At 57.6% G+C, this 24,210-nt stretch carries 17 protein-coding genes; 3 read left to right on the top strand and 14 right to left on the bottom strand.

Annotated elements, in window-relative coordinates:
* Positions 1 to 51 precede the first annotated feature (51 nt).
* Positions 52 to 921, top strand: a complete 870-nt coding sequence (locus BGO89_05380; GenBank protein OJX58740.1) for a nicotinate-nucleotide diphosphorylase (carboxylating) — start codon at positions 52 to 54, stop codon at positions 919 to 921.
* Positions 922 to 935: 14 nt separating this feature from the next.
* Here BGO89_05380 and BGO89_05375 read toward each other — a convergent pair whose 3' ends face one another.
* The 8 genes from BGO89_05375 to BGO89_05340 all read right to left on the bottom strand — a co-directional run bounded on the left by BGO89_05375 (position 936) and on the right by BGO89_05340 (position 9,053).
* On the bottom strand, positions 936 to 1,418 hold the full coding sequence (locus BGO89_05375) for a hypothetical protein (GenBank protein OJX58739.1): 483 nt from the start codon (positions 1,416 to 1,418) through the stop codon (positions 936 to 938).
* A 385-nt stretch (positions 1,419 to 1,803) separates the two neighbouring features.
* Positions 1,804 to 3,411 (bottom strand): RNA polymerase sigma-54 factor, encoded by a 1,608-nt coding sequence (locus tag BGO89_05370; protein OJX58738.1) that lies wholly within the window; start codon positions 3,409 to 3,411, stop codon positions 1,804 to 1,806.
* Positions 3,412 to 3,419: 8 nt separating this feature from the next.
* Positions 3,420 to 3,989 carry a hypothetical protein gene (locus BGO89_05365; GenBank protein OJX58737.1) on the bottom strand — a complete coding sequence of 190 codons (570 nt, stop codon included), beginning with the start codon at positions 3,987 to 3,989 and terminating at the stop codon, positions 3,420 to 3,422.
* A gap of 776 nt (positions 3,990 to 4,765) precedes the next feature.
* Positions 4,766 to 5,983, bottom strand: a complete 1,218-nt coding sequence (locus BGO89_05360; protein ID OJX58736.1) for a chromosome segregation protein SMC — start codon at positions 5,981 to 5,983, stop codon at positions 4,766 to 4,768.
* A gap of 225 nt (positions 5,984 to 6,208) precedes the next feature.
* Positions 6,209 to 7,048, bottom strand: coding sequence for a hypothetical protein (locus BGO89_05355; protein ID OJX58767.1), 840 nt, complete (start codon positions 7,046 to 7,048; stop codon positions 6,209 to 6,211).
* 101 nt (positions 7,049 to 7,149) lie between these two features.
* The gene (locus BGO89_05350; protein ID OJX58765.1) at positions 7,150 to 7,695 is read right to left on the bottom strand and encodes a peptide-methionine (S)-S-oxide reductase; all 546 of its coding nucleotides are present in this window, start codon (positions 7,693 to 7,695) and stop codon (positions 7,150 to 7,152) included.
* A gap of 128 nt (positions 7,696 to 7,823) precedes the next feature.
* Entirely contained in the window at positions 7,824 to 8,630 is an 807-nt protein-coding gene (locus BGO89_05345; protein ID OJX58766.1) for a mechanosensitive ion channel protein MscS, read from the bottom strand.
* 42 nt (positions 8,631 to 8,672) lie between these two features.
* A complete protein-coding gene (locus BGO89_05340) occupies positions 8,673 to 9,053 on the bottom strand; it encodes a hypothetical protein (protein ID OJX58764.1) in 381 nt (126 codons plus the stop codon).
* Positions 9,054 to 9,140: 87 nt separating this feature from the next.
* Between BGO89_05340 and BGO89_05335 the strand changes: the two genes are divergently transcribed.
* Together BGO89_05335 and BGO89_05330 are read left to right on the top strand one after the other, a co-directional pair.
* Positions 9,141 to 11,570, top strand: a complete 2,430-nt coding sequence (locus tag BGO89_05335; GenBank protein OJX58735.1) for a hypothetical protein — start codon at positions 9,141 to 9,143, stop codon at positions 11,568 to 11,570.
* Positions 11,571 to 11,905: 335 nt separating this feature from the next.
* Entirely contained in the window at positions 11,906 to 16,006 is a 4,101-nt protein-coding gene (locus tag BGO89_05330; GenBank protein ID OJX58734.1) for a hypothetical protein, read from the top strand.
* 570 nt (positions 16,007 to 16,576) lie between these two features.
* On the opposite strand, the gene BGO89_05325 is transcribed toward BGO89_05330, so the two are convergent.
* From BGO89_05325 to BGO89_05300, 6 genes are all read right to left on the bottom strand, one after another.
* A complete protein-coding gene (locus tag BGO89_05325; protein OJX58733.1) occupies positions 16,577 to 17,161 on the bottom strand; it encodes a hypothetical protein in 585 nt (194 codons plus the stop codon).
* A gap of 17 nt (positions 17,162 to 17,178) precedes the next feature.
* On the bottom strand, positions 17,179 to 17,994 hold the full coding sequence (locus BGO89_05320) for a hypothetical protein (protein OJX58763.1): 816 nt from the start codon (positions 17,992 to 17,994) through the stop codon (positions 17,179 to 17,181).
* A 54-nt stretch (positions 17,995 to 18,048) separates the two neighbouring features.
* Positions 18,049 to 19,290, bottom strand: a complete 1,242-nt coding sequence (locus BGO89_05315) for a hypothetical protein (protein ID OJX58732.1) — start codon at positions 19,288 to 19,290, stop codon at positions 18,049 to 18,051.
* A 63-nt stretch (positions 19,291 to 19,353) separates the two neighbouring features.
* A complete protein-coding gene (locus tag BGO89_05310) occupies positions 19,354 to 21,591 on the bottom strand; it encodes a hypothetical protein (GenBank protein ID OJX58731.1) in 2,238 nt (745 codons plus the stop codon).
* 91 nt (positions 21,592 to 21,682) lie between these two features.
* On the bottom strand, positions 21,683 to 23,254 hold the full coding sequence (locus BGO89_05305) for a hypothetical protein (GenBank protein OJX58730.1): 1,572 nt from the start codon (positions 23,252 to 23,254) through the stop codon (positions 21,683 to 21,685).
* Positions 23,202 to 23,897, bottom strand: coding sequence for a hypothetical protein (locus BGO89_05300; protein ID OJX58729.1), 696 nt, complete (start codon positions 23,895 to 23,897; stop codon positions 23,202 to 23,204). The genes BGO89_05305 and BGO89_05300 overlap by 53 nt, the downstream gene beginning before the upstream one ends.
* Positions 23,898 to 24,210: the final 313 nt, after the last annotated feature.

Here is a 24,210-nt window from a genome sequence, read left to right as displayed (position 1 = left end):
TTGCAGTGACGCCCCGACCCTACCACCAATGCCGAACGCCAGGTACGCTCCATGCTGCTGAATCTCCTGCACGATGCCTCCATACTCCGTCTTATCCAGATCGCCATCCAGGAAGATGTCGGTCCGGGAGATATCACGACGGAAACCATCATCCCTCGTGACAACACGGCGTCGGCGAGATTCCTGATGAAGCAGGATGGCATCATCTGCGGACTGCCCCTCGTTCCGCTGATCTTCCGCGAATTCTCGCCCGATGTGTCGATCGACATGAAGGTGCGGGAAGGTGATCACGTTCCGTCGGGTACGGTGCTCGCCACGGTGGAAGGACCGGCCTTCGCCCTGCTCGCAGGAGAGCGTACGGCGCTGAACTTCATCCAGCGCATGAGCGGTGTGGCAACGAAGTCGTGGGAATATGTCCAGGCCATCGCCGGGACACATGCTCGCGTGCTCGATACGCGCAAGACCATTCCGGGATGGAGGCTGCTCGACAAGTATGCCACGTCCGTGGGGGGCGCGATGAATCATCGCATCGGTCTGTTCGACATGGTGATGATCAAGGACAATCACATCACCGCAGCCGGAGGCATACGCGAGGCCGTGGAACGCTGCCTCGGCGAACTCGAAGGGCGCGCACCGGTCAGGATCGAAGTGGAGGCGAGGACGCTGCATGACGTGGAAGAGGTCATTTCATGCCCCGGTGTCCATCGTATCATGTTCGACAACTTCACGCCCCAGCTCGTACGCGAGGGAGTGCGCATCGTGAACGGCCGTATGGAAACGGAGGCCAGCGGCGGCATCACCTATGACAACATCCGGGCATATGCGGAGGCTGGCGTCGATTTCATCAGTATCGGTGCCATCACGCACAGTGCCGTCGCCCTGGATATCTCCATGAAGCTCTTCGTTCCGAAGCAGGGTTGATCGGCGGCGGGAGGTCATGCCTGCCCGCCTTGCTCCGATTGTTCCGTAAGGATGCTCTGCGCCATTTCCAGCACGCGATCGCGCAGATATTCCGGCTTGATGACACGCATCCTGTCTCCGAAGCCGAGAATCCAGTAGACGGTCGTATCGTCCACACGGATACGCATCTGCATCGTATGCTCGCCGTTGGGGTGCGTGCTCACGCGCTGCGTGGGATGCACGGCGATGACGCTGAAGTAGCGGGCGAGATCGTCATCGATGGCGATCGTCACCTCGATCTCCTCCGATGCAGGAGTCGTCGATTCCAGAACGACGGGATTCAACGAGAACAGGATGGGTACCTGACCGTCCAGGATGTAGGTGTTGCGCCTGCGGTCATATGCTATCGGAACATGGAGAACGTTGATCAGATAGTCGATATCTCTCGCAACCGTACGCCTGCTCACTTCCAGAACATCAGCCATGATACCGGCCGTGACGCGATCGCCATTGACCAATCGGGCTAGGATACTCTGGATGCGATATAGTGTAGGACGGTGAGCTGTTTTCATGAGCAGGGACGGTAGCACTTCGCGTATGAACCGCGATGCTACGTCGCTCACTATGCCATATACTGTCATAGTCTCCTGCACGATGGAAATTTCGTTGCAGTAACACGTGATGACGGCAATGGAAATGTGACCAGGCCTCGTCCTGCGATTCCCTGCGTATCCGTTGCAGAACGATGAAGCCCTCTTTCGTGAGCGGGATTGTAGCACTTCGCGTATGGACTGCGATGCTACGGCGCTCACTATGCCATCTACTGTCATAGTCTCCCGCACGGTGAAAATTTCGTTGCGGTGGACATGATGTGACGAAGGCGGAATGCGGTACCGGTCGGTGCTACAGCTCCCTGCGCAGTCGCGCCACGGGTATGCGCAACTGTTCCCTGTACTTCGCAACCGTGCGCCGTGCGACGTTGTAACCGAGCTTCTTGAGATCCTTCGCCAGCTTGTCGTCGCTCAGCGGCTTGCCCTTCGCCTCGGCATCGATCAGGTCCTTGATCTTCTGCTTGATGATGCGCGTCGAGACTTCCTCTCCATCATCCGTGGTGAGGCTTTCGCTGAAGAAGTACTTGAGATCGAACGTGCCGAATTCCGTGAGCACGTACTTGCTGTTCACGATGCGGCAAATCGTGGAGATGTCCATGCCCGCCACTTCGGCCACGTCACGATAGATGAGCGGTCTGAGGGCGTGCGGTCCGAGACGGAAGAAATCCTTCTGCAGACCGACGATGGCCGTCATCACGCGCAACATCGTGCTTTTGCGCTGGCGGATGGCCTGTATGAGGAACTTCGCGTCCTCATACTTCTTTCTGAGCCATTCCCGCGTTTCCTTGTTGAACTGCTTGTAGCGCGCTTCCTTCTTCAGGCGTTCGTATGCTGCGCTGACGCGCAGGGTAGGAAGACGCGAGTCGTTGACCGTCACGAAGAAGTCGTCGTTCTCCTCGTCGCGCTCGATGATGAAATCGGGAACGACCGTATTCATCTCCGGACCGAACGTACCGGCGCCTGGCTTCGGATTGAGTTTACGAATGACTTCGAGAGCCTCGCGAAGGTAGTCTTCCGTTACACCGAGCTGACGCTCGATGACGTGATAGTGCTTCATCGCGAAGGCATCGTACGTGGTGGCGAGCACGGCGATGGCAAGTTTTTGTGCTGCGTTCGGACGCGGTACGGCGCGGAGCTGGGCCAGCAGGCATTCCTGGATGGTGCGCGATGCCACACCCGGAGGGTCGAGCGACTGGATGCGCTTGAGCATCGACTCGGACTGGCGGGCCGACAGAGGCTGCAGCGTATGGTCGACGCCATCGATGATCGCACTGTCCATGTCCGACATCATCGTCCCGAGCAGGGCGGGTGCCTGCAGGGCGAGGTTGTGTTCGGCGATCGAGGCATTCACTTCGTCGACCATCTCGGAGAGATCGCGACGGAGATAGCCGTCGGTGTCCACGTTGCCGACGATGTACTCTCCGAGCAGTCGTTCCTCGATGCTGATCGGCAGGAAGCGGAGCTGTTCGATGAGGTCTTCTTCGAACGACGTTTCGTTGCGGAACTGGAATCCCTCACCATCGTCTTCCTCGTCACCCGTACGTCCGTCGGACGAACGTCCGGCCGACGGGTCCTCGCCCCAGATCAGCTTGTAGAACTCGAAGGCGTCCTTCGGATCGTAGTCTTCGGCCGACACCTGATCGGTGGATTCGTTCGTCGAGTCGATGATGGGTGCGGGTTCCGACATCATGGGTGCGGTACCGGGGTCCAGTTCGGGCTCGGATGGGGAATCGGGCGATCGTTCGCCGGCTTCGTCGGCCAGCGCTTCCTCGAGCATGGGATTGTTCTCCATCTCGGCGCGGACGTGCTGTTCCAGTTGCAATGTCGGCAGTTGAAGGAGCTTGAGGTACTGTATCTGCTGCGGCGTGAGGGTCTGCTGCAGTGATGCAGTGAGGTTCATACCAAGTTTCATGCTGTGTCCTCTTCGTCACGAGCCATCGTCAGCAGCCGTTCGTAGAGCTCTTCGCCGTATGCGCGGACGAGAGCGTCCTTGAGGGCGACGATGAGGGGCAGACCGATGCGTTCACCGAGGTCGCGGCCAGGCTGGCATTCGTCGAACTGCTCGTAGTGCAGATAGGGGCCGCCGAAGTTGGCGACGCGGATGGGAAAGAGGTGGCACGAGAGCGGTTTGCGGAAGGACGTTTCCTTGTTCAGCCATGCGCGTTCGATGGCGCACTTGGCCACGCCGTCCTCGTGATAGACGAAGACGCAGTCCTTGTCATCGATGCATACGGTCGCGTACGACCCTGCATGCCCTTCGATGGGACCCCTTTCCTTCAGGATGGCGCGCGAGCGCTCGGAAAGGTAGGGAAGGGCCTGGTCGATCACCGCATACATATCGTCGACTTCGCCATCGGCGACCGGCGCACCGGCGCCACCGGGAAGCGTGCAGCACGCGCCCTTGCACTGCTTGAGATCACAAGCGAACGACGAATGGAGGATGGCTTCGTCGATGAGGAGATGGTCGAGGAGAATCATGCCGTGCAAAAAATAGCACGGATTTTGCTAATGGAAACCAAACGAAAGAATGGAATTGGTATCGTTCAGTCTTTCTCTATGAAATAGGGGGACAATGACGCCCGACAATCTGCTGAACATTCAGTTGAAAAGTAAGGGCCTGCGAGCAGTGTGAGGTAATGGTACACCAACGCTTTGTAATCGTATCGGCATTAGCGAAATAGTTCCGCTTTGTCTTCTTAATCCTTTGGGCCTTGGGTAATTGTCCTAGCTTTTCATCCGGTTTCGGTACGCATTCGATATCGGCTTCGGGGTTACCGAGAATGGCTACCAGTAACCAGGTGTCGGTTGCTTTTGATGGAATGCATATGATTGTCTTAGGGCCAGGAGTTACCGGGCCAAGCCAGCTCGTTACGACTTGTCGCAATTCATCGCATGTGCCGACAGATGGCGGGCAAGGCATAGGGCAGGGCAACGATTTCCATCCAGCGGAAACGGAGAGTGAACAATCATCGTAGGTCTTGTCGGCGACATCGGCGTCGATCTGCAGAATGATGAGGTCAAAAGGCATTGGAGAAAGCAATGGATGTGAATCGAGAGGACCGTGATGGTTCTGGCCAATTGCATGACACCATTTGACAACACCGCACCAGCCAGACGTCCCTCCTCCTCCATCGAGATAGGTCGGTTCGGGCTGAAGCGGAGTGAGTATGAAGGGACAGTCGACGATCGCCTTCAATGCAGCTTCTATGATGATGTGATCCGTCGGCCCTTCGGCAACGAGGGCTATTCGAAGCTCAGACATTGGGTACAGCTCCAAGATGCCCCATGAGCCACAGACGTGAAAGTGGGAATTCCTTGTTCCTCTCAGCTAGTTCTGACGTCATCTGGATTCGCTGCACGGACGTGTGACCATTGCTGTTGCGCTCAACCGCGAAGAGCCGGATTTCAGGGTCTCCAAGGTTCAACCCATCGAGTACAGCGGGATTATGCGTCGTGAACAGGAGTTGTTTCATTGGACCATTGGATACCGACGGATTCAGGGGCCGGAGCCAACCTGATAGTTTCTGTGTCAAACGCATGGCCAGGCGTGGATTCAATGCCTGGTCGATGTTGTCGATAGAGAAAAACAAAGGTGCCTTGGGCGATAGGCATAGGAGTGCACAAAACAGCACATACAGCGCGCCCTCACTGGCATCGTATGCCGTCAGTTCGTTCCTGCTCTGCTGCATAAAACGATCCGTGAACTTGAGCATCTCTCTAGTCCGAGCAACGGACGGTGATAATAACGATGCGCCCTGACTGGTTGCCTCGATATTTCCTACCCAGTCCATCAGATCCAGGAGATCCGAAAAACGCTCCTCCCATTCCGTGCCATTCTTGTCCCGTGCTGCCGACAGTGCGTGCCGAAGATCGGCGAAACCTTCTGCGAGTTGTCCGCCCGATAGACCTACAGGTATGCGAGATTGCGGGTCGGAAACCATGCCACGTAACGTTGGAGTATTCGGCGAGTAGATGGCATAGTTCTGCAGTCTCGACATGAGTTGTGCTGCAGCGTTGTCCGGGTCGAGATCCACGAGGCGTAGCGCTGCAAGCCCGGCTTCAGGGTTTAGATTCTTTCGGTTGCGTACGCCCTTCGATATGATTTCATCCGCACCAACCGAGAGTAATTCAGTTTTGAACGACCACTTGGGTTCAGGTGCCTTCAATGGATTCAAGAGTGAAACCCGGTACAGTTCATGCCGCTCGCCTTCAGCGGTGAGCCCAATATGGGCCGGCGTCCTGACCGATTTGAATGATGTCTTATACAATTTCGGCAAGCCGGGGCGAACACCACGGCGGAGCAATGCTTCATCATCGACGACCCCGTTCGCTGCCGCACCGAGTACACCGATCGCTTCAAGAATATTACTCTTGCCGACACCATTCGCTCCGATAAAACAGTTTACGCGTCCCAGTTCTATGTTCATCGAGGAAATAGATTTGAACCCGTCTACGCGTATCGTGCGGATCATGGTTTTTCTCCAGTGGAATCAGTCTTCGGCTGTCGTCATGTCTGCGGTATCATGGCCAGAGTCGGCGGTTCCAGTCATTGCCGGTATGAATGGAGCCGACGCGAATATACCTGAATCAATGGACCATGAGCGAGCCACTATGGTAGGTATCCGCTAGCAGAGTGCAAAGATCGACGAATAAGATCGCATCGTGAGTGAAGGGAAGTTCCCATGAAAGCAATGGCACTACAATAGAAGGTTCTTCCTGAGGAAGTCGATCGTCAGCTCGTAGGCATCCTTCGTATCGTCGACCTTGTGCTTCGGATTGCTCGGATTGGCGAAGGCATGATCGGCGTCGTACGTTTTCGTGGTCAGTGAGCGCCCTGCCAGCGACATCGCCTTCTCGAATCGCTGGACGACGTCGGGGGTGATGGATTTATCCCTGGCAGCGAAGATGCCCAGCACCGGAGCCTGAAGCTTGCGCAGTTTCTCGACGTCGAACTCCGGCATGCCGTAATAGATGACGCATGCCGCGGCCTTGTCACCCGCTGCGAGACTGGCCTGCATGGACCAGCCTCCGCCGAAGCACCATCCGATGGTGGCGATCCGTGCGGTAGGACCGCAGGAAGCGATGACGGCATCGATGATGGCACGTGAGCGTTCTTCCGAGCCGGCCTGCATGTACTGTGCTGCCTGGTCGCGTGTGGTGGCGACCTTGCCGTCGTAGAGATCCACGGCAATCACCGTCGCTCTGTGATTGAGCGACGCCGCGATCCTGTCCGCCTCGTTCTTGATGTAGCCGTTGAGCCCCCACCATTCGTGGAAGACCAGCACGTACTGGGTGGACGGCTCGTGCGATTCCACACGATAGGCGGTCGCCGTTGTGCTGCCGGGTACGGGTACCGAAACCATCTTGCCGTCGCTCTGGTGCGAATAGGGAAGAGGGTCGGGATGCATATCCCGGAACGTCGGATCTTCGGCGAAGGCGGCGAAGGAAGCTACGGACGAGGTCGCGCAGCATCCCGTCTGGGCATGGAGCGACATCATGCCGCCGATCAGCATGAGGGCGATAGCGAGAATACGCATACGATAGTCCCGGTTGGAGGATGAATCACCGATATGGTCCATACACGGTGGATGGTCGAACGTTCTCACTGCGGCACCGGCCGTTCTGTTCCGATCCGGATCTACTGCCTGACCCTGTCCTTGAACTGCTTCATGAACTTCTCGACCTTGGGGCGGACGACGAAGGCGCAGTACGGCTGTGAACCGTTCTGGTTGAAGTAGTTCTGGTGATAGTCCTCGGCCTTGTAGAAGACCGTGAAGGGACTGATCTCCGTGACGATCGGATCGGGCCACGTCTTCGCGGCCTCGAGCTGGGCGATATAGTCCTCGGCGATCTTCTTCTGCTCGTCGTCGTGGTAGAAGATCACGCTCCGGTACTGCGTTCCGACATCGTTGCCCTGGCGGTTGAGCGTCGTGGGATCGTGTGCGGAGAAGAAGACGTGCAGGACGTCCGAGAACGATACCTTCGAACAGTCGAAGGTGATCTGGCATACTTCGGCATGGCCGCTGTTGCCCTGACCGACGATCCTGTACGTGGGATTCGGTACCGAGCCGCCGCTGTAGCCGCTGACGACGGAGGTGACGCCGTCGAGGCGCTGGTAGACAGCTTCGATACACCAGAAGCAACCGCCACCCAGGGTGGCCGTATCGAGCGTTTGCGTTGACATTGTCGTTGACGATGTGTTGGATGAACGTGAAGGGGGCGGTACGACGTTTTCCTCGTGCCGCTGGGCACATGCCGTCGTGATGACGAGCATCGGAAGCAGGGAGGCGATGAGTCGGACGAGCATCATGGTCAGGCCTGGCGGACGACGTAGGCTACTTCGGGTGCGGGATATCCGGCTTCCTTCGAGACGCGGCGTACGACCTCGTTGATCGAGGCCTGTACGGCCAGTGCGTCTGCGGGCTTGCAGTATGGGCGGATCGACAGCACGGGGCCCGAGAGCGTATAGTCGCTGACGCCGATGAGTGGTGCGGGTTGTGCGAGAACGCCCGGGATGGCGGCGACGGCCTTGCCGAGGCGTTCGATGGCATCATCGACGTCCACCCCGTTGGCCAATTGCATCGTCCGTTCCATACGGCGATATGGTGTATCCGTATAGTTCTGGATGTTGTCGCCGAACAGCTTGTTGTTTCCGATGAAGGTCCGTATGCCGTCGGGCGTCATGAGCGTCGTGGCGAACAGTCCGATCTCTTCCACTACGCCGACCGTGCCTGCCGCACCGATGACGTCGCCGACGCGGAACGGGCGAAGGACGAGGAGGAAGGCTCCTGCGGCGAAGTTGGCGAGCAGTCCGCCCCATGCCGTACCGATGGCCAGGCCCGCGGCTGCGATCAGTGCCGCGAAGGACGTGGTCTCGATACCGAACTGGGCGAGGATGGCGATGGCCAGAAGGACGTTGAGGCCGACGCTGACGATGGAGCCGAGATACTTCTGCAACGTCGGGTCCACCTCGCGTGCCATCAGAGCGCGTCGCAGCAGTCTGACGATGAGGGAGATGACCCATCGGCCCACGACCCATACGACGATGGCGCCGATCACACGAAGAGAATACTGGATGATGATAGGCTGAACCTGTTCCCAGATCTTCACGAAGTCCATGGTATCCCCATTCATAACGATGGTTAGGAAATGCGTTACTGCTCAGGAAGCAGCCATACGGGCTATGGCAGCCCCGGCGAAGGCGGCCGTGATGCCGCCGACGGTACTCGCGACAAGATAGAGGGCTGCGACGACGTATCGGTCGACGTCGACGAGCATCATCAGTTCGACGGAGAACGTGGAGAAGGTGGTGAAGCCTCCGCACAGGCCGGTGCCGAGCAGAAGGGCCATATCCTTCGAGACGAGATCGTAGCGGGCGGACAGCATGGAGATGGCGCCGAGAACGGCACTCCCCGCGAGATTGATGATCAGCGTGGCCACGGGAACGTGACCGGGAGACGTCGGTATCATGAGTCCGACGAGGAAGCGCAGGGCGCTTCCTACGGCACCGCCGACCATGACCATGATCAGTGAGACGAGCATCGCCGAATATACGATGTCAGGCCAGCCTTCGATGTTTCTATCTTTGCCGTTCATGTCCTCATCGTGCCCCATCACCTGTGGAACGGTATGTATCGTACGCTTCTCGTGCTCCTCGTCCTCGTCTACGGCGGTCTTCACGTCCTGGCACAATCGCCCTTCATCCATACCACCACCCATCTCGTCCAGCCCGGATCGGAACCACGGGAACACCCGGTCGACATCCAGCGCATGACGGTCGACGTGAAGTTCGACGCACCGGCCGGAATCGTCAAGGGCAGGGTGACGCACGTTTTCCGTACGCTGTGGAGGAGAGTGGATTCCATCGTCTTCGATGCCGTCGGTATCGAGATCTTCCAGGCGACGCTCGGAAGCAGGCCGGTACGCTTTCGCTCCACGGACACCACGGTCGTCGTCTATCCTGAGCCTCCGCTGCGCTGGGATGCCGAGGACAGTGTGTCCTTCACCTATCAGGCCGCGCCGCGCAAGGGACTCTACTTCATCGGCTGGAACGACACCACGCGGCGCATGCGCCGCCAGATATGGACGCAGGGCCAGGCCACGGACAACCGTCACTGGATTCCGATGTACGACGACATGAACGACAAGATGATCACGGAAACGATCGTCACGTTCGACTCGGCCTATGCGGTTCTCAGCAACGGTACGAGAGTGGACGCCGTGGTGAACGGCGATGGAACGAAGACATGGCATTACAGGATGACGAGGCCACATGCGAACTACCTGCTCATGATCGCGGTCGGCATGTACGACATTACGGAACGTCGTGCCGCGAGCGGCGTACCGCTCTATCTCTATTCCTATCCCGATTATCCGGACCGCATCGAACCTACCTATCGTATGAGCGTCGAGGCGATGGACTTCCTCGAACGTGAAACGGGCATTCCGTATCCGTGGGAATCGTACAGCCAGGTTCCCGTGGCCGACTACGTCTTCGGTGCCATGGAGAATACGACGGCTACTGTCTTCGGAGACTTCTTCCATGTCGATGCACGTGGATTCCTCGACCGGTCATACGTCGGTGTGAACGTACACGAGCTCACGCACCAATGGTTCGGCGATCTCATCACCGGACGCAGTCCGAAGTCGATCTGGCTGCAGGAGAGCTTCGCCACGTTCTATCCGCATCTGTTCACGCGCGAGACGCAGGGTGAGGATGCCTACCAGTGGAGCAGGCGGGGCTTGCATCGCAGTGCCCTCACGGCATCCGAGAAGGATCGCTTCCCGATCGTCCATCCGAATGCGGGCACGGCACGTATCTATCCGAAGGGTGCGGGAGTGATCGACATGATGCGATACGTCTTCGGCGAAGACGAGGTCCGCCGCGTCATCACCCATTATCTGCGACGTCATGCCTACGGCAACGTCGAGACCAACGATCTCTATCTGTCCTTCCAGGACACGCTCGGCATAACGCCGGACTGGTTCTTCGATCAATGGCTCTATCGCGGTGGCGAACCGCACTACAAGGTCTCATATTCGGAGCGTGCGCGTGACGGCGGGAACGTCACGTCCGTCGACGTCGAACAGATCCATCCCGTCGACGAACTCACCGGATACTTCAGGATGCCCATCGTCGTGGAAGTCCACTACACCAACGGTTCGAAGGATTCCGAGAGAGCCTGGGTGGATGGGCAGCGTACGACGATCGACGTACCGAACACGAAGGGCAAGGATATCGACTTCGTGCTCTTCGATCCCGGAAGCCAGGTGATGAAGAAGGTCACCTTCCACAGGAAGTGGGAAGAGAAGATCGCCCAGCTCAAGCGCGCGCCGCTGATGATCGACAGATACGATGCGCTCGAGGCGATGCGCGGCGATACGTCGAAGGAGGCAGAACGTCTCGACCTGCTCGCCGACGTGATGAAGAACGAAACGTACCATGCCATGAAGACGGAAGCCATACAGCAGGCCGCGGCCATGGGACTTCCCGGCGCGTGGAAGATCGTCGCCATGGGATACGCGGACAAGGACGTGAACGTCCGTACCGCCGCTCTCGGTGCCTACGGCATCGTACCTGCCGTGCTCAAGGACGCCGCCGCCGCGCTCCTGCACGACTCGTCCTATGCCATCGTCCAGCAGGCCTGTCAGCGTCTCTGCGCATCATTCCCTGCGGAGAAGGCGATCTTCCTCGATGCGATCAAGGGCGAGCGCGGTATGCACGAGCGTGTACGCATCGCCCGACTCGAAGTGCCGGCTTCCGACGGCGACATGGCAGCCTACGATGAACTGGCCGACCTCTGCGGACCGTCATGGGAATTCATGACGCGGCAGAATGCCATGCAGGCCGTCAAGCGCACGGGAATGCTCACGCCGTCGAGTGCCGCCAACATGATCGATGCGTTGTGGAGCACCAATGGTCGTCTCGCGTCCGTCGCCAACGGAGTACTCGCCGCCCTGACCGAACAGCCGCGATGGAAGAGCCTGGTCCGTACCACGGCCGGTGGCCTCGCGATGAAGCCATGGCAGCGGGCGATCGTCGATCCGTTGATCCGCTGATTCCATCGACTCGTACAGGTTCGACGTCGATGTGGAAAAAGTTGGTGCGCCTTTTGCTAAAGACAGCATTGTGAATAATGGAGCGAATGCACCGTCGAGGTGTGAAATATTCTTTACACATCGTCAGGCTATCGCCCTGGAACATAGGGAGTTCCTGTGAGGTCGAGCCAGTTCAGGATTTGATAACATGGAAACTCCTGCTATCTTTGCGCTTTACTCCGGTTTCGTGCCGAGGTGCGCGTAGTGTGTGCGAACTGTACGGAACGATCACCGACAAAGACCCAAACATGATAAAAAAGACAAGGCAAATTCATCAATTCAACAGTGGAGGAGCTATGCTTCGCAACGTTACAGGATGTGTATCGTTGCTCGTTGCGGCGCTGATTGTGGGGGTAACCTCAGCATCAGCCTCGACGACCAACTATTCGTACCAGAAATCACAGGGTACGTATACGGAAATTACGGGCGGAACCACCGTTCATACGGGCACGGCGGACGATGTATCGACATCGATTCCGATCGGGTTCTCATTCCGTTTCGCCAATGCGGATTACACGTCGGTCTTCGTTGGTACCAACGGTAGTCTGACATTCGATGCCGGTTACACAGGGTATAACGCTCTGTCCGATGGTGCCGGATATACGGGTGCCATCGCTCCGTTCTCCAACGACCTCATCCTGGTGAACGGTGTGTCGAGCGTTTCGTACGTTCAGACGGGCACAGCTCCCAACCGTGTACTCACGGTTCAGTGGCGCAACGTCGCACGCTGGATTTCGGGTGGTGCCTCGCAGGATCGCCTGAACTTCCAGGTTCGCCTGTCGGAAGGCAGCAACCAGGTCGATATCGTGTACGGTTCCATGAACGTGGTCAACTACGTCGGTGCCGAAATCGGCCTTCGCGGTCTGGACGACAGTGATGTCAACTGTCTGTCGGTCGACTACGATCGCAACACGCCGACGACGCCACACTGGTCCTCTACGGCCGTACCGTCGTTCTTCGAGAAGAACTGGGCACCCGCTTCGGGGACGACCTACTCGTGGGTCCGCCGTGTCGGTCCGAACATCGCCAACCTGAACAACGACGCCGCGGTCATCGCCGTCGTGAATCCGTCGGCCAAGTTCAATGCCAACACGTCGCAACAAGTCCAGATCCGCGTCAAGAACTTCGGCGCCAACAATCTCGACAGTGTCGTGATCAACTGGCGTGTGAACGGTGTGACGCAGACGCCGGTCCGTTACTATCCGCAACCGGCTCTCGCGCCGAACGGTGAAGCGACGATCACGATCGGTAACGTCAACCTCGGTGCACTGTCGTTCAACACCATCACGGCCGCTACGCTCGCGCCGAACGGTGTCGCAGATGCCAATCCTTCCAACGACGAAGTCTCGGCATATCTCGCACCCCGTGTCGCAGGTACGCTCAACCTCGCCCAGACCGGCAGCGCCGGCACGTTCGGTACGGCTCGCGACGTCATCCGTCACCTCAACGTCGCCGGTATCAACGGTAACGTGACGGTCAACGTATGGCCCGGTACCTATGCCGAGCAGCTTCCCTTCGAAGCGATCAACGGCGCCACGGGTGCCAACAAGATCACGTTCCGCAAGCAGAATCCTGCCAGCGACGTCGTCTTCACGCACACCGTCCAGAACTACGGTTCGAACTACACGGAACTCGAAGAAGGCTACATCGTCGGTCTCGTCGATGCGGACAACCTGACGTTCGACGGCATCAAGTTCGATGTCGACGACGCTTCGGGTGCACAATGGACGGCACACGTCTACGGTTCGGTCGACAACGTGACCTTCCGCAACGTGACGTTCCAGGGTGTCGCTTCCAACATCGGCCTGAACGGTTATGCCATCAGCAACTTCGGCGTGATGTCGAACCTGCTGGTCGAAGGCTGTACGTTCGAGCACGTCAACGGTGCCTATGTAGACAACTCGCCGATCGGCAACGGTCTCGTCTTCCGCGGTAACACGCTGACGGACGTCAATGCCATCGGTATCCAGTCCTACGGCTCCGGTCTTCTCATCGAGAATAACAAGATCACGATGTCGACGGGTGGTACCACGGGTCAGCAGATCGCCATCGCCAACGTCGGCAGCGGCGGTACGATCCGTGCCAACATCATCTCGATGGCAGTCATCTCCGGCCAGGTCGGCCTCGGTATCCTCAACGATCCGACGAACACCTCGCTGGTCAACGTCGTGAACAACATGGTCGCCATCACGGGTGACGGCCGCGCCTTCGGTATCTACTTCGCCGGTAACAACGACTATCGCGCCAACGTGTATCACAACTCCGTGAACCTCACGGTGTCGCAAGTCGTCTCGACGCCTCTCTACGTGGCTGCCGACCGCGTAACGTATCCGAATGCCGGTATCCGTTCGCTGAACAACATCTTCCACAACTTCGGCATGGGTACCGGTGCAGGTCCTGCCGTCGTTGTCGCCAACAACTCGGCTACGCCGTTCACGGCTACGAATCATCCGCTGAACGTTGCCGACTTCAACGACCTCATGACGACCGGCGCGAACATCGGCTTCTTCGATAACGCCGCCGTCGTACGCAATGCAGGTCCGAATCCTCTCGCTTCGTGGCGCACCGCAACGACGCGTGAGAACAACTCGGTTTCTGTCGCCGTGAACTTCATCGGTGGCGCCGATCTTCACCTTCTGCAGATCCAGGGCGAACTCTGGGGCTCGAATACGATTCTCCCCGCAGTTCCGACGGATATCGATGGCGACGTTCGTCACAAGCCCTATATGGGCGCCGATGAAGTTTCGCCCTCCATCCGCTTCGTTCAACAGCCCGAAAGCCGCTACGCCTGCCCTGGCGAATCCTTCACGCTCATCGCTATCGCTGACGTGACGCCGGGTGCGACGGTAACGTATCAATGGCAGAAGGACGGCATCGATCTCGTCGGCAAGACGTCGGCAATCCTTGCCTTCAATAACGTCGGTTACAATGCCAGCGGTGTCTACACGGTCGTCGTGAAGGCTTCCGACGGTACGACGACGGTATCGGCAGTTTCGGAAGAAGCTGGTCTGATCGTCGTTCGCGAAACGCAGATCACGGTTCAGCCCAAGTCGCAGCCCGTCGTTCTCGGCGGCCGCGTCACGCTCGAAGTCGCTGCTGAAGCCATCGGTTCGCCGGCCAACTTCGTCCCCACGTATCAGTGGAAGAAGCGCTTCTGGAATCCGACGGCAGTCGCGTATCAGGATACGGTCATCAACGACGATTCCCGCATCTCGGGAACGCGCTCGTCCATGCTGACGATCCGTGACGTCAAGGATGCCGATACGATGGACACCTACGTCGTCGAAGTCACCGGCTACTGCGGTACGACGACGTCGAAGGTCGCTCGCCTCTTCGTTCCGACGGTCTTCGCTTCGACGGCAACGCCCACGCCTTGCGTCGGTGGTAACATCGTCCTCGAATGCGTCGTCATGCCGGATGCTCAACTCGGTTACCAATGGTATCGCAACAACGTCGCCATCTTCGGCGCTACGTCGAAGACGCTCACGATCACGGATGCCAACGCCGCCAACGATGGTGAGTATACGTGCGTCGCCACGTTCCTCGCTACGGGTACGGAAGTGATCTCCAACGCCATCGCCATCACCGTCGGTTCGGCTCCTGCCATCACGGCACAGCCCACGCCCGTCACGGTCTGCGAAGGCGCTCCGATCAACATCAGCACGACAGCTACCGGTACGAACGTCGCCTATCAATGGATGAAGGGCACGACGGCCATTCCTGGCGCAACGACCGCTACGTATACCGTGGCAGCCGCTACGACGGACAACGCTGGTTCCTACACGGTCATCGTGACGAATGCCTGCGGTACGGTAACGAGCGATGCCGTCGACGTCACCGTCCACACGGCTCCTGCCATCACCACGCAACCCACGTCCCAGGCCGTCATCGAAGGTGCTGAACTCTCCTTCACGGTCGTCGTCACGGGTTCGGATACACTCAAGTATCAATGGTATCATGACGACGTCGCCATCCCTGGCGCAACGGGTGCTACGTACACGGTCGCCGCTGCAGTCGGTGCCGATACGGGTTCCTACCACGTCGTCGTGACGAACGGTTGCGGCTCGGTAACGTCCGACAAGGCTCAAGGTAGCGTAACGGTAGGTGTCGCAGGTGAAGTCGCTCAGGACGGTTACGTTCTCGGCATGGCTTCGCCGAACCCGACGATGGGTGAGACGTCCTTCAGCTACACGCTGCCCTCCACGCAACATGTTCGTATCGTGCTGACGGATGTTCTCGGTCGCGAACTCGCTCAGTTCGTCAATGGCATGGTCGATGCCGGTCAGCACCGCATCGAATTCAACGCCACGCAACTGAACCTCGTTCCGGGCCTCTACCTCTACACGATTTCGGCACAGCGCTTCAACGCATCGCAACAAGTTGTGATCGTCAAGTAAGCCGGACAGCATATAAAGCGAAAAGGCCCGCCAGGAATGGCGGGCCTTTTTGTTTTCGGGAAACAAGCCAGGCAGGTTGAAGAGACAGACCACCAGTGGGAATCAGATGACGACAACAGGGAAGTCCTCTATCCGATGAGTCGCCTCGCGACGATCACGGGTGCCGGTGTGAAGACGAAGACACCCTGGCGATGGCGTACTGGAGGATGCTTTCGCCCGACGGCTTACGTCGGGATCCACGCCCGATACCCGATGCGTGCCATTCGACATGGCATGTGATGAGTGTCGCTACATGACAGCGGACGCGGAGATACGCAAGGAAGCCCGCGAACGTTGCTACTGACGGCCCTCGAGACGTCGATGAGGGGGGCCGACGGACCCGTGAGAGGAACCAGGGTACGACTATTCCCCAGAGGGTGGTCATGGTGTTGGTGTGCTATACCGGATATGCTCCGGAGACGATTCCGGGATCGTCCCGACGCGATACGGAAACGGGATGTGAATATTCCGGCATCGTGAACCGTCACTTCCTGTCGGCAGTACGCCGGACGCGATACAGGATTCGAACTTCTACCTCAGGTCTATCGCTTCCCATCCCGGTGGAACGCTGTAGGTGAAGCTCGATGCGTTCATGGCCGGATCCAGCGTGAGCGCCGTGATCGTCCACTTCGTCGTCGACATATCGTCGGTCACATTCACGGAACGTACGTGCATGGATGCATCCAGCTCGATGTCGAGCGAACGTACGCCGGCGATCCTCGCATTGTCGGCCGGAGGAAGGAGTTTGATGACGGCCGTCTGCCTGTTCTTGAAGTCGCGGACGAGAGCCGGACGGTATACCGTCATCACCCCGAAGAAGATGCGCTCGAGTGAAAGATCTTCTGCGTCGTGCCTGTAGGTGTTGATGATGACGTTCTTCTGCGAAGGCGTCACGTTCCATACCGTGCGGCCGTCGCAGACGATGGTTCTGTCGGGTAGTGTAACCCTGTACTTGCCGCCTTTCACGGCCTGCAGCGTACCCGAGGTACCGTAGGCGTCCTGGAACGTACAGCGGATGGCCTTCATGCCGTGGTATCGCTGTTCGAAGCGGTCAATCGTCGACGGCGTCCCCGAGAAGGCGGGCACGGTGCATATTGCAGCAGCGAGGGTCGACATCACGAATCCTGTTCGCATCATTCATCTCCTGTTCGGCCCGTGAGTGGTCCACGCAGCCCCTTGTAACTCGTCAGTTCGGCGTCGATGCTGCCGATGAGGATCTTCGTACTGACCTTGACCGGAATCTTGCGGTCATCGTCCGAAAGCCATATCAGGATACGGCCCTCGCTTTTGAAGAGGCCGCCGCTCTTGATGATGGGCTCGATGACGACGCAGTTGAAGGCGCCGGCTTCCACCGTGACCTTCTGTCGGCCGAGGACCTTGACCTGGAGGTCGTGCGTCTCACGGTCGAAGAAGTTCTGCAGATAGATCACGTCGCCCGCCTTGTACTTCTTGAGATCGAAGGTGCGGATGTAGTAGAAGGCGCTCACGATGTCGTGCACGAAGGGTGGAATCGGGAACGTGCCTTCCGTCGTGACTGCGCTGTGGGTTACCTGATCGAAGCTCGCCGTGAAGTCCTTGGAGAAGCCTCCTTCGCGGATATGCTGCTCGAACTTCCAGGGGAAGACGCCGTCGATGTCGACGATCGTACGGTAGCGGTCACGGACCTTGTACAGGAACTCCAGGCTCTTGAGGGAGGCCACGTCGAACCGGATGTCGTAGCATTTGCGTCCGTTGACGGTTACCGGCTCCTTGCCAACGGTGAACGAGGCCTTGCCGGCACTGATGAACTTGTAGCCGACGTTGTACTCTAGGTATTCGCCGAAGCCGAAGGCATCGTTTGGGACGTAGCGCATCGCCGACGAATCGTCTCCCGCCCCTACACCGGCGATGAGGAATGGAGTCAGCAGGGCCGTGGCCAGAAGGCGAAGGAAGGGGCGTCTCGTCCGCATGTGTTCGTTCATCATGTATGGTCTCCTACGACAACAACGACGACATCGTGGTTGCTATTGTACGTCGCTCGACCCTGGAAGTTCGAGTTGACGTATCGTGCCGATCGCATTTCCTGCGATACCGCGGATGGAGGCATAGAGGTGGGTGGTGTTGAGAAGGACCTTCTGGATCTGCTTTTCGCGCTGTTTCCACAAGCGTTCCATGGCACGGCGCTCCGATTCCAGGTCGTCCTGCATCTGCGTGAAGCCTTCGACGATACCTTCGATCTGCATGCGGAATTCGTTGCCCGTAAGATAGTCGTAGAGCATGGCCATCTTGTCGCCACGATTGTCCTGTGCCGAGGATGCTTCGTGGATGCGGACGATCATGTCTCGAAGGACGTAGCACAGGGCCTTGAATTCGCCGAAGGAACAGACCCATACGCCGTTGACGTTGCCGAATCGGTCCATGTCGCGTGGCATGGCCTCGGTCACCAGAATGCCCAGTGCCGCTCCCTTGGCCCGCATGTCGGTCTTGAACTTGTCGATCCACTTGGCATCGAAGGTCTTCGTGCGTTTGGACTCGTAGTAGATGCGTCCGCATTCCTCGCCGCGGAGCGAGGAGACGATCTGGACGCAGTCCGCCCCGTAGCTGCCCTTCTTGATCTCTTCGATGGTGTCGTAGGGGAAATTCTGACGGAGATATTCCTCGATGGCGAGTTCCTGTACCTCGCCCTGAAGCTGCATGGAGCCCTGTTCGGCCTTGCGCTTCATCTCCTCGATGAGGCGCGTCTGATCGTCGAAGCGCTTCTGCCATTCCCGTTTCTCGAGCTCGAAGCGTTCGTGCTCGTTCCGGCGGATGCGCTCTTCCGACTCCTGTTGCTGCTGCATCACACGCTTCTGGATCGTCAACTCCATCTCGTCCTGCTGCCTCTTCATCTGCTGCTGCATGCGGAGCATCTCCACTTCCTGCAGCTTCAGACGCTGATTCTCGGTGCGTGCCTGATCGATCTCGAGGTTCAGTGCCTGCAGGGTCGTTTCCTGTTCCTTGCGTGCGGTGGCCACGGCTTCGAGGCGAAGCTTCTCGCGTTCTGCATCGACCCGCTTGCCGATGATGGCTTCGGATTCCTGCTGTTGCTGCTGAAGCCTGCGTTCGCGCTCTTCGAGGTCGCGCTGACGGTTCCGTGCCTGCTCGTCCAGGGCAAGGGCCTTCGCTTCGAAGTCCTTGCGGAAACGCTCTTCGATATCGTGCGAGAGCACGTCCTCGATATGGAGTACCGTGCCGCAGTTCGTACAGGTGATGGTTGACGTCGTCATGGGCGGAAGATAGGGTTTTCGCTCAATAGGGCATGAGGCCGTGGGGGAAATGGTACGTGCCGGTCATTCCACCATGACAGTCCGTACGACGGAACCGTCGAAATCAGGGATGATCACGACGTATGTACCGGTATCCAGATTCCGGATGGAGATCGTGCCGGCGTTCGGGGGAATGGTCGGCGTCGAAACAAGACGGCCACGAATATCGTATATCTTGGCTTGTCTATGAGACGAGGAGGATTCGACGGGTATCTCATGGGGCAGCCGGATGGCGATGGCATCGTGACGCCGCCGTCCACCGGCGGCAGGGCCCGGGCCGTTCGATTCGGCTACGTCGGTAATGACTCCCATCGGTACAGACGGGAACAGCCACGTACCTTCGTTGGTGACAATGGCGATACTACCGTTCATGAGATATGCGCCCAGTATGGTGCGATAGGGATGAAAGGATATCGTATCGACGGGGGTCAGCGATCGACCTGACGTGGTGCTGATCTCATATCGCCCACGTTCTTCGAGACGTCGCACGAGGCAGGTCGTCGGTCCCTGGCGGGTAATGACGTCAGAGAGTGGCGGGCGATCGAACCGGATACCGTCAATCGTCGTGCCGATGTCGACGCTGTCCGGCAGACCGGAAATCGTGAGGCATGAATCCATGACGACAAGCCGCTCCGAGGTTGAAGATGGAGAATCCCATGCGAACATTCGTGTGAGATGAACGGTAGTGTTCGTACGGAATGAGCATTTCAGGACGAAGGAAGAATCGTAGGGATAGTAGCCGGATCGCCCGAGAAGGAAGAGGTCGCCACGATAGTAGGCCGTGGATACGATAGGGCCACGGATGACAGTATGTAGAGTGCACAAGGACCGGCGTTCGCGATCCGGAGTCATCATGAACAGCTCTCCGTTCTGATAATACCATGTCGTATCGGCGACTTCATACCAGTACTGGATAGCAGCGCTGTCTTCATACTCGTAGCGCAGGGTCGCTCCATTCCCGGGAGCGAGATCATAGACCCGTATCGTCTGCGCCGTATCGTCATAGTCGATCAGGGAACAGCTCTCCGTACCATTGCGTCCCGTTCTCGATCCGAGGCAGGAGGTACGGAGGCGGTACGGTAGAATATGAAGATTCCTGCGAAGCGTATCGTCTGGATCGACGGCCAACAGTCGATAGGTATTGGGAGCATCGGACGTCCGTTGACCACGATCGAGATAGTAGCACAACGATCCGTCTGCCCAGGATACCGATATAGGCGCGATGAAACCGGCAGGATACGGTACGACGTCGATGCGATCGCTGTCCTTCGTCACGTATCGGAGGCCGTCGAAATCACACCACACTAATCTATCGTTGCGTACGGACGGCAGATCCCAGCAGCTCGGATACCTTTTGACATCCTGTTGCTTGGCGCCGATCCTCCATCGTTGGACGGTGAATATCGGTGTGTTCGATTCCAGATTCCATCCCGGATCGTCTTGTGCCCAAAGCGTACTGTCGAAGAGCGCAAACCCATTGGGAGTCGAGAACCATGTGGGAACGGCGATAGTGTCCTGCCGGCTCCTGTAGTACAGAATCAGACGATCCTCCACACGTCGATAGGCAACTGGTCCCTCGGCTGTCCAGGCAGGATCGATGAAACCGTGGAGCAGGGTCTTTGACAGTATGCCGTCGCGATCCACCGTGATCATGCTGCTACCGTAGTCGTAGTTTTCGACGTTGTCATAGTGGTGCATGCACAGGAGATATGTGTGATCGGGTGCCGCCGTATATCCGTGGATGAAGGGAGTGGTAATCTGTAGACAGGATCGCATCGTACCCGTGTCGTCGATGGTCATGGCCGCGCATGTATCCTGTACTCTGGACTTGAGTAGAACCGTATAGCCTGAAACAAATCCTATATGGTAGTCGATGGATTCCGATCGGTAGAATGGAGTCCACGTTCGCCCTTCATCTACGGAACGCACTAGTTGCAGGATGTTCCGCGGATCTCCGGCGTTCGGTAGATAGATCATCCATGCGAGCACGGTATCGTTATTGGCATAGTAGACTCCGAATTCATAGTGACGCCAGTACCGTACAGGATAGGGTGCGTCACGATACTCCCATGTCGTCGCGCTATGACGCAGCACTGCCAACTGGGTCTTCGTCGTAGCTACGATGCGATCCTGTCCGTAGTAGATGGAAGGATGTAGATTGTTGTCGCAGAGTGGAGCGGGCTGGGCGTGTATACCGGTATCGAAGACGATGGAACCGATGACGAGTGCGATGAGCATCGTCGTATTCAGGATGATGGACATATATGTGCTCCGTCGGTTGTGTCGATATGGGAGTAATAGAGATCCGATCGCAGATGTATCGGGCGAGAGACGGGATAGGGGATCGGTCCCGTCATTCGACGAGATAGTGTCTGATTTCGAATCCGTCCGGCTGGGATATGTGAATGAAGTACGATCCCCTGGGGAGATCGTCGACGGTGAACCCGGTGTTGCCCGGTGGGATGTTTTCGGACGATACGAGCTGCCCATTGATGTCATAGATGGCGACGTTCCGGAAGAATGGAGAGGAGACGGCGGATACCTCGTACGGCAGCCGGATGGCGATGGCATCGTGACGGCGAAGTCTTCCCATGGTAGTTCCTGGGCTCTCCGATTCCGCTACATTGGTAATGGTCCCCATCGGCGCGGAGGGGAACAGCCATGTACCTTCGTTGGTGACGATGGCTATACTGCCGTTCATGAGGTAAGCACCCAGTATGGTACGATAGGGGTGGAAGGATATCGTATCGACCGGGATCAGGGATCTCCCCGACGTTGTGGCGATCTCGTAGGAACCGAGAGTCAAAGGATGGATGACCACTCTGGTTCTACCCTGCTGCGTTATCTGCCCCGGGAACCTCGGATGATCGATGTGGAGACCATCGTATGTCGTAGCGAGGGCGATGCTGTCATGCAATCCGGTAATCGTCAGACTCGAATCCATCGCGACAAGCTCTGCGAACGCTCCATATGAAGGGTTCTTCCACGCGATGATTCGGTCCATGCGATTCGATGAATCGGGATGAAAGGAATACCGCAGGAGCACGGATGAGTCTTTGCCGAAGCCCGGGCCTTCCGCTATCATGTACAGATTGTCCATGTATCGGGCCATCGAATAGACATTACCTCCCGACAATGAACCGAGCGTTCCGAACTGGCGCCAAGCCTGGCCCTTGACCGACACGAAGAGACCACCGTATCGATTGCACCAGACGGTATCGTTGGCCTGATACCAGAATTGGATAAGTTCGCCTCCTTCATAGAGGAGCGATGGTGATTTCGATGGCCGTATGTCGAATACCTCCATGACGTTCTTCTTGTAGTTCTGGCCGATCAGTATGTTGCGTTCGTTCCCGCCGCTTGTCGCATCCACACCGAAGATCGGCGTACCCGGCCGGAACGGGAGAATCGACAGAGCCCTGCGTATGGAATCGGATACGGTGAAGGACAGGAACTGGAGATCGTAGGCCAGCTCGGTAGTGAACAGGACCTTCCCCGAATAATAGCACAAGGTGCTGTCTATCCAGGTGCAGACTTGTGGTTCCAGCCAGCCGAGATCGTAGTTCCTGGGGACGGTGTTGCTCATGCCTTTGACGACATACTGTATACCTATCCAGTTGCCCCACGTCATGGTGTCGTTATGAATCGTCGGGTTCTGCCAACCGCTGACGAACGATCGTACCCTTGGCATCGTACCGCTGGTATCCCACGTGAATACGCAAGGGAGCCCTGCTTCCTTGTAGATCGGTGAGGGTATGCTGCCTCTCGAATAGACCTTGCCGTCGAAGAATGCGATAGTACCTTCGGGATTGAACGGAAACTCGAAGCCTATCGTAACAGGGCCCGACGGATAGTCGAAGGTCAGCGTATTGTTACCTCGCCAATAGGGGACCGGACCGTCCTCCGTCCATGCGACGTCCATCATCTGCAAGGGAATGGCCGTGATGATGCCGTTGGTATCGACGACTATCCTGTATCCTCCACTGCTTTGGTAGAACGTACAGAGAGCGTAGGAGCCATCGAGGGATGACAAGACGTACCGCTCCGAACTCATGGTGCGAACGAACGGTGGCATTCGAGTCGACCGATAGCGCATGCAGTACATTCTGTTCGTCCTCATAGAAGACGACGACAAATCCGGATATGTATCGTACGCAATTGTTGCTGTCACCTGCGGCTGGATGGCGGAAGAACTCCGTCCATGTCCTGCCGCCGTCCGTCGATCTGAATACGGCGATACGTAGCGATGCACCTGGAGGATTGTACTGTATATACTGTGCGACCAGGATGGTATCCGCTGCTGCATGGCAGACATAAGTTCCATCATAGATCGGCTTTGCGGTATCATATGGCATGTCGCGAACCTGCCACTCATCGTTGCCATGATATCGTACCGCAAGCTGTGTTTGCGTATAGGTAATGGTCTGATCCCGTCCACGATAGAAATCCGAATAGGCGCTATTCCGGCTCAGTAGAAGTGGCTGGGCCTTTATTCGCTGAATTCCGAATACCGACATCAGAATGAGGACGATGAGCAGGACGTGAATTCGCTTCATGATGATCTCCATACTCCGATATGATCTATCGTCCGGCTCGTCTACGCCGGCTATGCAAGAGGGGTATCATGGTAGTATTGTCACGAGCAATCTCGCGAAGGAGCAGCTAGGGACTACCTTAGCAAAACCTTATCGATGAAAGCATACGCGATGCCTGTCAATGACTCCGGAGAACAACGCCGCTGGTCGTGTTCGAATCGAACGAAGTGCCCGCAGGCATGCCGTCAAGCGTCTGTGCAACCCGGTGTAGGTACGGATTGCACCCGGTCGTCCAGCCCGGATTGCGAAACCTGTACATGAAAGAAAGAACGGGAAGCCGTTCCGC

The organism is Candidatus Kapaibacterium thiocyanatum (assembly GCA_001899175.1).
GTDB lineage: Bacteria > Bacteroidota > Ignavibacteria > Kapaibacteriales > Kapaibacteriaceae > Kapaibacterium > Kapaibacterium thiocyanatum.
Note: the sequence above shows the minus strand (reverse complement) of the source record. Positions and strands in the feature narration are given on the sequence as shown.

Excerpts from the sequence above, each read along its gene's own strand:
- BGO89_05380 (OJX58740.1), top strand. The coding sequence starts at position 52 with ATGCTGCTGAATCTCCTGCACGATGCCTCCATACTCCGTCTTATCCAG.
- BGO89_05370 (OJX58738.1), bottom strand. The coding sequence starts at position 3,411 with ATGAACCTCACTGCATCACTGCAGCAGACCCTCACGCCGCAGCAGATA.
- BGO89_05365 (OJX58737.1), bottom strand. The coding sequence starts at position 3,989 with ATGATTCTCCTCGACCATCTCCTCATCGACGAAGCCATCCTCCATTCG.
- BGO89_05360 (OJX58736.1), bottom strand. The coding sequence starts at position 5,983 with ATGATCCGCACGATACGCGTAGACGGGTTCAAATCTATTTCCTCGATG.
- BGO89_05355 (OJX58767.1), bottom strand. The coding sequence starts at position 7,048 with ATGCGTATTCTCGCTATCGCCCTCATGCTGATCGGCGGCATGATGTCG.
- BGO89_05350 (OJX58765.1), bottom strand. The coding sequence starts at position 7,695 with ATGTCAACGCAAACGCTCGATACGGCCACCCTGGGTGGCGGTTGCTTC.
- BGO89_05345 (OJX58766.1), bottom strand. The coding sequence starts at position 8,630 with ATGGACTTCGTGAAGATCTGGGAACAGGTTCAGCCTATCATCATCCAG.
- BGO89_05340 (OJX58764.1), bottom strand. The coding sequence starts at position 9,053 with ATGCTCGTCTCACTGATCATGGTCATGGTCGGCGGTGCCGTAGGAAGC.
- BGO89_05335 (OJX58735.1), top strand. The coding sequence starts at position 9,141 with ATGTATCGTACGCTTCTCGTGCTCCTCGTCCTCGTCTACGGCGGTCTT.
- BGO89_05330 (OJX58734.1), top strand. The coding sequence starts at position 11,906 with ATGCTTCGCAACGTTACAGGATGTGTATCGTTGCTCGTTGCGGCGCTG.
- BGO89_05325 (OJX58733.1), bottom strand. The coding sequence starts at position 17,161 with ATGTCGACCCTCGCTGCTGCAATATGCACCGTGCCCGCCTTCTCGGGG.
- BGO89_05320 (OJX58763.1), bottom strand. The coding sequence starts at position 17,994 with ATGCGGACGAGACGCCCCTTCCTTCGCCTTCTGGCCACGGCCCTGCTG.
- BGO89_05315 (OJX58732.1), bottom strand. The coding sequence starts at position 19,290 with ATGACGACGTCAACCATCACCTGTACGAACTGCGGCACGGTACTCCAT.
- BGO89_05310 (OJX58731.1), bottom strand. The coding sequence starts at position 21,591 with ATGTCCATCATCCTGAATACGACGATGCTCATCGCACTCGTCATCGGT.
- BGO89_05305 (OJX58730.1), bottom strand. The coding sequence starts at position 23,254 with ATGATGGACGTCGCATGGACGGAGGACGGTCCGGTCCCCTATTGGCGA.
- BGO89_05300 (OJX58729.1), bottom strand. The coding sequence starts at position 23,897 with ATGGAGATCATCATGAAGCGAATTCACGTCCTGCTCATCGTCCTCATT.